At 49.1% G+C, this 8,442-nt stretch carries 10 protein-coding genes; 4 read left to right on the forward strand and 6 right to left on the reverse strand.

Annotation, left to right across the window (positions count from 1 at the left end; genetic code table 11):
• Positions 1–1,678 precede the first annotated feature (1,678 nt).
• The 3 genes from A1355_RS06130 (at position 1,679) to A1355_RS26575 (ending at position 2,503) form a co-directional block, all read left to right on the forward strand.
• On the forward strand, positions 1,679–1,924 hold the full coding sequence (locus A1355_RS06130; protein ID WP_064026064.1) for a type II toxin-antitoxin system ParD family antitoxin: 246 nt from the start codon (positions 1,679–1,681) through the stop codon (positions 1,922–1,924).
• Positions 1,924–2,223, forward strand: coding sequence for a type II toxin-antitoxin system RelE/ParE family toxin (locus A1355_RS06135; RefSeq protein WP_064026066.1), 300 nt, complete (start codon positions 1,924–1,926; stop codon positions 2,221–2,223). Before A1355_RS06130 ends, A1355_RS06135 begins: the two co-directional genes overlap by 1 nt.
• A gap of 139 nt (positions 2,224–2,362) precedes the next feature.
• Entirely contained in the window at positions 2,363–2,503 is a 141-nt protein-coding gene (locus A1355_RS26575) for a type II toxin-antitoxin system RelE/ParE family toxin (protein ID WP_157197769.1), read from the forward strand.
• Between the two features lie 401 nt (positions 2,504–2,904).
• On the opposite strand, the gene A1355_RS06140 is transcribed toward A1355_RS26575, so the two are convergent.
• The 6 genes from A1355_RS06140 to A1355_RS06170 all read right to left on the reverse strand — a co-directional run bounded on the left by A1355_RS06140 (position 2,905) and on the right by A1355_RS06170 (position 7,394).
• Entirely contained in the window at positions 2,905–3,192 is a 288-nt protein-coding gene (locus A1355_RS06140; RefSeq protein ID WP_064026068.1) for a type II toxin-antitoxin system RelE/ParE family toxin, read from the reverse strand.
• Positions 3,179–3,460 (reverse strand): ribbon-helix-helix domain-containing protein, encoded by a 282-nt coding sequence (locus A1355_RS06145; RefSeq protein WP_231883583.1) that lies wholly within the window; start codon positions 3,458–3,460, stop codon positions 3,179–3,181. Before A1355_RS06145 ends, A1355_RS06140 begins: the two co-directional genes overlap by 14 nt.
• 427 nt (positions 3,461–3,887) lie before the next feature.
• Positions 3,888–4,583 carry a type 1 glutamine amidotransferase gene (locus A1355_RS06155; RefSeq protein ID WP_064026072.1) on the reverse strand — a complete coding sequence of 232 codons (696 nt, stop codon included), beginning with the start codon at positions 4,581–4,583 and terminating at the stop codon, positions 3,888–3,890.
• Between the two features lie 4 nt (positions 4,584–4,587).
• Entirely contained in the window at positions 4,588–5,079 is a 492-nt protein-coding gene (locus tag A1355_RS06160) for an HPP family protein (protein WP_157197767.1), read from the reverse strand.
• A gap of 69 nt (positions 5,080–5,148) precedes the next feature.
• A complete protein-coding gene (locus A1355_RS06165; protein ID WP_064026076.1) occupies positions 5,149–6,348 on the reverse strand; it encodes an NAD-dependent formate dehydrogenase in 1,200 nt (399 codons plus the stop codon).
• 128 nt (positions 6,349–6,476) lie between these two features.
• A complete protein-coding gene (locus tag A1355_RS06170; protein WP_064026078.1) occupies positions 6,477–7,394 on the reverse strand; it encodes a LysR family transcriptional regulator in 918 nt (305 codons plus the stop codon).
• A gap of 273 nt (positions 7,395–7,667) precedes the next feature.
• Here A1355_RS06170 and A1355_RS06175 point away from each other — a divergent pair.
• The coding region (locus tag A1355_RS06175; protein ID WP_157197768.1) for a tetratricopeptide repeat protein at positions 7,668–8,442 on the forward strand (775 nt) is incomplete at its 3' end.

The raw sequence follows: 8,442 nt of genomic DNA on the forward strand, positions 1-8,442 counted from the left end.
CAGCGCCACTCGAATTTACGATTTGGCATATGGCGGTTGATGAGACTGGCTTCACGCGCTCACCCAACAATGTGAAGCAACGCATGTTGGTTTCGATTAGGCCGCTCTGATGAATAACTACTCCAAATGGCTCGCTCCGACCAATGGATGAAACGTAATGTTTCGTTTCGAACCTTGGCACCCACGGTATTTGCCTTAAAGGACTGGCCGTTTTCAATGACAGGGATCATGGCCTCATGGTCCTGATTGGTCATCGCGATGTGACACTGTTTGGTGTCGTACGCCCCATCCTCTCTAACCGACTCAATCCGTTAGTAAACGGGAAATTGATTCAGCAAATCCGGCAAACCTCAGCACCACCTGCTCGAGCTAGATGAATTCAATCGCCTGAATTTCTAGGAGTTCGGCATCAATACCCCGATGCACCTTACGTCATTGGCGATAGCACGCGGCGTCATGTTGCTTGATTTGCCATTGGCCTTTGCTCAACAACTTCATGTCGGTGCTATCCACCAGGCACAGCAATTTCTTCGGATTGGGAAGATAGAACATGCAGACCTGTCAACGTGGTTGGGGACGAAACAAGGTCGAGTCGACGAATCGAGACCCGTAGCGTCGACAGGCTCCCCACAGCTTGAAGCAATGCCAATCAAAACAGGTTCGTGACTATCAGGTAAGACAGGATAGCCGCTACGAAAAACCTATTCACTCGGCCCCGCTTGCCGCAACCAGGCGCCATTCACTTCGTCGCTTTATCATTTCGAAACAATAACGAACTGCATTGCTTAAAGGGTTGGTTGTACTCTCGCCAACGCTGGGCTCAGTATTTCGAGGGGAGGGGGCTTAGGCAATTGTCGGGAGATTGATCTGTTAATTTGACCTAGACATGGGGATCACAGCGGATTTATGCCGAGAATAAATTCCAATTTTACCGTTATGTGCTCATCTCATTGATATGAACCATCATCAGTTCATATTTGATGGTACAGATGAGGATAAAAAGCGGCTAAGGAGGGTTGTTAGCGATTCTGCCATCCATCATCAGTCGAAACGCTATTCAAGATCCCAAAGCCCCGCCTGCACGTAAGAGTAATTAGCGAATTAGTGAGCGCTATCCTGCTCGAAAAAGTGAATGAGCTTACGAACACACAAGAAGAGAACAGCGATCGATGAAGAAATCAGTCTCAACATCGATACAGCCATGATCTGAAAGGGGGGGCGGTCGAAAATGAAGTGCCAGTCGAGGCGGTTTTCAAAACACGATTTGAAAAAAAGGACGGGGCAGGGCGGATTAAATTGATCGAATCATACCGGAAAGTGACGCCAAATCAATGTAATAGACTTATGGTGAAACCAATAGCAGCAGAACAACTGTTACTGCTGATAAGGGTAATAATCATCACTAGATGTTTATATTATTAAATTATTTCACTTAATAACTAAATAAATTATTTATCATTCACGGCATTAATCGTCAGAAAGCGGGGTAAGCCGTGCAATTGGGAACATGTGACAGCCGCTGCCAGTTGGCGGTTCGGGCATTTTCCGCGGTTGGCCGGCTGGCAGATCACATTTAGGAGAGGGGGCGAGTGAACAACAGAGTCCGGAAACAGACTCACTTGCAAAAACTACCAATATATATTATTGGTAGGCGTAGGAAATTGCGGAAGGTAACCCTATGCATAAAAACAGCAGCGTAACCCTTGGCGAGCACTTCGAGGGGTTTATTGCCTCGAAAATAAAGGAGGGCCGTTTTGGTTCGGCCAGCGAAGCCAACCGGGCGGGTCTTCGGCTTCTTGAAGAACAGGAAATGAGACTGGCAGTATTACGCTCCGCGCTTGAGGCAGGGGAAAAAAGCCCGCTTGTTGAAAGCTATTCACTGGCAAGCGTTCTTGAGGAGCTCGACAAAGAACGCCTGGTTTGATGTTACCTGACCGTCTGAGGGGCTTAGCCAGAGAGGATTTGAAAGCCATTGGCCGATACACGCAAAAGAAATGGGGCAGGGGGCAACGCAACCAGTATCTCGCTGCACTGGTTCGTTCTTTCTATCTATTAGCCAGTGATCCACAGTTGGGACGCCGTTGCGATGACGTACGATTGGGCTATCGGCGATATGAAGTCGGCAAGCATGTGGTCTTTTTCCGCCTGGCCGAGGGCTTTTTAGAGGTGGTCCGTATTCTGCATAGCCGAATGGATATGAAACGCCATATCTCAGCGAATTAAACGGCTAATTCCAACCCTATTTTCAAAATAGCCCTTATTCGAGTGTATGGGGAAAAGTAGCCAGCTTCTTTCACAAGCTAGGCAACCTAAATGGACAATTCTAATGTAAGAATGAGGCTATTTTTGAGATCATCCTGGCATTGGAAAACGCCTCGAAGGTCGTCAGGATCGTCAGCTCTCCGTACCCTTCGGGGAGCGCGGTTACGTCATTCGCTATCGTCTGGACGGCAACGAGATTGTCATTCTGAAAATATGGCACTGGCTAAAGAACAGGCAGTAAGTGGGTTCTGTTGCAAATCGCTGTTCCAGCATACCACCGGCTCAGGGCCTTGACGGGATAAATGCACTTGGTTAGTAACGCTTTTTCGACCTGATATTAATTTTCGACAGAACCGCCTGATCCTCATTTGCTCTCCGCATTCGGTACCGCTCATGCATGTGAACGACGATTCTTACGCGATATGTGTCAGCTTGTAGCGAGCGCAAGCTGACCGATAGTTAACCAACGGTTTGTCTTCGGTAAACCGATAGTCTATCTCCAGCCATTACATACAATGACCTCTCGAGAGTAAGGGGCCAAGGCAATGCTTTAGCTAAATGGCATGACTCTCGGCCGTTCAGTAATCCCCTTCTTTTTGATGGCGGAAATGATTAAATGGCGACTGGTGGCGCGGCTGCTTGTTATAGCCAATCTTCCGTATCCTGATGGCCTAAAATAGTCATGATTTCGACTGTGCCGCCATTGATCCGGTAATAAATGCTGTCGGTGCCATACACGCTACGCCTGTACCCAGCACGGATAGAGTCAACGGCCTGATATTGATAAGGCTGTTCAGCGATGTGTGCAAAACGATCAAGCATCCCTTGATGATATTGATCGGCTCTCTGATTACCATGCGTTTTGACGCCGTATAACCAGATTCTCTTCAAATCGGCGCGGGCTTTTTTCGAAAGTTTATAAGAGCCCATCTTGCCGAGCTTCTTCCTTGAAGTTGGCCAATAATTCGTCCGGCTGCTCGTTGATAAAACCGCTCTGTTCCGCTTTAATCAGTTCAGAACGAATATGTTCGATTTCAAGTTGCCGCCGCCGTGCCTGCCGGATAAGATCGTTAATCGCCTCACTCTTACTGCTGTACTCTGCACTGGCGACTTGGGCTTTCAACCATTCGTCGTTGGGTTCCGATACGGATATGCTTTGTCTTACCATGGGCTGACCTTTCAAAAACAGGTTATACATCAATATAGCACCAATTTCGCACCACATGCAATTGAAAGTCGCGGGATGCGAACCAGGCTTGAACAAGCATCTCAGGAAGCTTGGCAGTTACGGACTGAACACGAACTTTTAATACAGCAACATGCTATTCAGACAGGAAAGTGTGCCACTCAAATTGAACAGATCGAAGCCTTGGAGCGAAGAGGAGTCGGCGCTGAAGCAAGGCTAGAAGATGTGTTAAAAAGAGCTACTAGACAATCAAAAAGAGATAAAAACGGTTAATGCAGCGGATGTTAGCCGCTATGTCCTATTTTTACACATATGTCGGCTGTACCCGGATTCGATGGAATATGTTGAAAGCAAAAACATTTCACCATGAATAACAATGGTCACGAATATATCCAGTACCTAACTCAACGAATCAATGCGGCTTGCGGGGGAGATAAAATCAACAGCCTGTTAAGTCCACCGTTAACTGATCAAGTAAGCGCTGCATTAAGACATTTATAACTCGGCAGCAAATTGATTGAGACCGTCTTATTTGAGCTTCGGATTGGATGAAGTGCCCGGGCTTGATTTCGTGTTTGCAGTGGGCCAATAACGCTTTCACATTGCTTGGGAGCATTTCCAGGTGAAATTGAAGGCCAACAATCCGTGGGCCAATTTGGAATGCTTGGTTTTTACAAGCTACGCTGCTGGCTAATAGCGTGGAGTCTGGTGGCAAGTCGAATGTTTCGCCGTGCCAATGAAATGCTTCGAAAGAGCCGGGCAATCGGATGCCGCTACGATTATGCAGGGAATACAATGGCAACCAACCGATTTCTTTTTCCCGGTTCGGGTAGACCTTAGCGCCCAAGGCATTGGCGATCAGCTGCGCTCCCAGGCAAATAGCTAAAATCGCTTTGTTGCAACGAATCGCTTCGGCAATAAAACGCTTTTCATCAATCAGCCAGGGAAATTGCAATTCATCGTTGACGCTCATCGGTCCGCCGAGCACGATAATAAAATCCAGATCGTCTACATCAGGCAACGCGGTCGATTCGTAAAAACGGGTGAATGTCACTCGGGCTCGCCTTTCCTTGAGCCAGGTTTCGATACAACCCAAGCCTTCGAAGGCGACATGCTGCAATACATGCACTTTCATGGCGTTAACGTTTGCCATAACATAATTTTAGGTAGATTCTGGACACTGCCCAAAGTACCAAGGCCCCACTCAACGTCGGAAACCATAGAAATTGCCAGTCGGGTTTAGTCAAATAAATGATGACCGGATTAGAGCCGGCCGGCGGATGTACCGTCTGAGTCAACAACATCGCCGCCAATGCGGAGCTTACAGCCAATGCCATTGCCCACCAGTCCGGACCTGCGAACTTCAAAAACGCCAAGCCGATCAACGAGCACACCAGATGGCCGCCAATCAGATTGCGCGTTTGCGAAAATACCGCGTCTGGAAAGCCGAACAGCAATACGCAGGACGCGCCAAACGAGCCCAGCACCCAGGGTTGATCGGAGTATCGGCTTAATAGCGCAATCGACATGATCGCCAGACAAGAGCCGAACCAGACTAAACAGACTTGCCGCAATGGCGGCCTAGGCGGTAATGCCGCAGCGGTGGTTTTAACGGATGGTTTTCGCAACATATTTTCCACACGAAAATGAGGGAGCGGGTTACCTACGCAACCCGCTCCCTATAACCGGACTACGGCTTACTATTTTTTGAACTTAGCCGCTTCTTCCGAACCGCCGGTGGCATTGCCTTTACTGTAGGAATGCGCACCGACGCCAGCCAATTGACCACCTTGCACGATTAGGTACTCGTCGCGAATTGGCCGGCCTTCGAAATAGCACTCCAGAATCTCGCGGGTACCCGCCGCATAGCGGGTTTGCGCGGACAAACTGGTGCCGGAGATGTGCGGCGTCATGCCGTGATTCGGCATGCTGCGCCAGGGATGGTCCTGCGGTGCAGGTTGCGGGAACCAAACGTCGCCGGCATAGCCGGCCAGTTGGCCACTTTCCAACGCGGCGACCACCGCATCGCGATCGGCCAGTTTGCCGCGAGCGGTGTTGACCAGATAGGCGCCACGTTTGAACCATTTCAACGACTCTTCGTTGATCATGTGCTCGGTCTCTGGGTGCAGCGGGCAATTCAAGGTCACGACATCGCAAACTTTGGCCAAACTTTCCAGCGTGCTGTGATACGTCAAATCTAGTTCTTGTTCCACTGTCTCAGGCAAACGATGACGGTCCATATAGTGCAGCTTGACGCCGAAGGCTTTCAACAAGCGCAACACGCGCAGGCCGATACGGCCAGCCGCTACAGTGCCGACGCTCATTGCTTCCAGGTCATAAGAACGCGAGACACAGTCAGCGATGTTCCAGCCTCCTTTCAGCACCCAGTTGTGTGATGGAATGAAGTTACGCACCAAGGCCAGAATCGACATCACTACGTGCTCGGCGACCGCGTTGCTGTTGCAATAGGTGACTTCGGAGACGGTGATATTGTTTTCAATGGCCGCTTGCAAATCGGTATGGTCGGAACCGATACCGGCAGTAACGATCATTTTCAGTTTTTTGGCTTTGGCAATGCGTTCGGCAGTCATGTATGCCGGCCAGAATGGTTGCGAAATGATGATTTCGGCATCGTGCAGTTCACGGTCCAACACGCTATCTTCGCCGTCTTTGCTGGAGGTAACGATCAGCTCATGGCCGTTGGCTTCCAGGTATTTGCGAAGGCCCAGTTCACCCGATACGCTGCCAAGCAACGCGCCCGGCACGAAGTCGATGGCGTTGGGGGTTGGTAGGGTTTGACCGTCGGGATAAATTTCCGGCTGCGGACAATCGTCGCGCGCATAGGAGGTTGGATAGCCGTCGACGGGATCATCGTAAAGAACTAAAACAATTTTTGCCATTTTGTCGTTACCTCGTTGTTAATTGGGGGTAAGGCATAGCCGCTATTGGGTTATGCTGATGTATCCCGGCCGGGTAACCGTATTGTTGGCTTTACAAGCGATGGCGTCTAATCGCTTTGAAGCATGGATTAATAGCCAGTGGCTATCAATGAATCGAATTGTTGCTGCAAATCCAGCTGTTGAGCCATGCGCCAGGCGGCATCTTGTATCGGGGAAAATAAATCCTGGCGACGAATGATTAATCCCACGGGCCGCGATAACTCGGGCGTTAAGGGTATGGCGGTGATGTCTTGATGGGTTTCGAACTGAATTAACATGCTGTGTGGCGCCACGCTGTAAAGACCGGCGCTACGGACATGGGCATACAAGGCGGATATTGAGTCGGTTTCCAGCATTACGTTCGGGCTTACATCGGCTTCGCGAAATGCGGCGTCGATCAAGCGGCGGTTTTGCATATTCTGCGTTAATAAACATAATGGCAGCCCCGCTATATCACGCCAACTCAAGCTGCTTTTAATTAAGCCTGGATCTGGGTTACGGGCCAGCAAAACATGGCGTTCAATGTATAGAGGTAATGTCTTGAAGCCTTTGAGTCTGGGATCTTCCAGATAGGTTAAGCCCAAATCCAGTTCAAAACTATCGAGCTGACGCATCAGTTCTTCGGCGCAATGCGAAACCAGTTGAATGGCTATGCCGGGATATTCCGACTGCACCGGTTGGGTCAACAGTGGCGTAACCGCCAGGGTGGTAGGGATGGCACCGATGCGTAAAACGCCGGTGAGTTGTTGATTACATTGAGTTGCGGTTTGCCGCAGGCCTTCCCAGTCTTCGGCCAGAATTCTCGCCCATTGTAGAATTCGCTCCCCTTCTTCGGTAAAGCCTTGAAATCGGCGTCCACGTTTAATAATGGTGATGCCGAGTTCTTCCTCAAGATGTTGAATCGCGGTAGATAATGCCGGTTGGGAAACATGACTGATTTCCGCGGCCCGGCCGAAATGCCCGGTTTTTGCCAAGGCGAGCAGGTAATGAATTTGACGGATGAACATGCAGATTGATGACTAATAAAAAGTGATCCCCACCATCAAAAAAGTACAGATTAAGAAGCGAGGGATTGATAAAACGGCTTTTTTTTGACTATCCCCTCGAAATGGAAACTAGCAATAGCTAATGTTGAAAATCGCTATCCCCTCTACAGACTTACGTAAGAGGTCTAGGGTGTTCACCGGGGTGTAAATTTACATCAGACCGAAAACGGTTTACTCTCTGAACAAAGTTATTGCGCTAATGCCATGAATTAGCGATTCAATAACCGGAAATGTATGGACAATCAAAAACAAATCCATTTGTTCCAGGAAGTCATCGCATTTCATCAATCCGGTCTACTTGACGAAGCGGAGAGAAGATATAAGGTCTTATTAACATCACTACCCGCCGAGACGACCCTATTCAATCTGCTGGGATTAATTGCCATACAAAAAAGTCGGTTCGAGGAAGGAATACGGTTTCTCCGTGAATCGTTGGCGATTAACCCCTGCCAAGCGGATGTCTTAAACAACATCGGCAATGCCTATAATGCATTGGGACACCAGAGTCTGGCATTAGTGTATTTTGAACAAGCCTTAGCCATTAACCCGTGCCATGCAGACAGCCATTACAATCGAGGCGTCGTTCTTCACAGTTTAACTCGTTGGGATGAGGCAATCGCCAGTTATGATCAAGCAATCGCCATAGATCCCGATAATGCGGACGCGCACTACAATAAAGGCGTTACCCTGCAAGCAATAAACCGCATGGAAGAAGCACTGGCCAGTTATGATCGCGCAATCGATATCGACGCTGGTTATGAGCCTGCCTACATTAACCGCGGCTTGCTCCTCCACGAGTTAAAGCAATTTCCTGAAGCCCTCGCCAACTATGAGCAAGCGATTGCCATCAATCCTGGGAATGGCAAATCCCACTTCAACCGAGGTATTGTACTAAGGGAACTCAATCGATTGGTCGAAGCCCTTGCCAGCTATCGGCAAGTACTTACGCTTAACCCTAATGACACGGAAGCTCATTCAAATGCTGGCAATCCCGCATTTCGGACAGCTA

This window comes from Methylomonas koyamae, assembly GCF_001644025.1.
GTDB lineage: Bacteria > Pseudomonadota > Gammaproteobacteria > Methylococcales > Methylomonadaceae > Methylomonas > Methylomonas koyamae_A.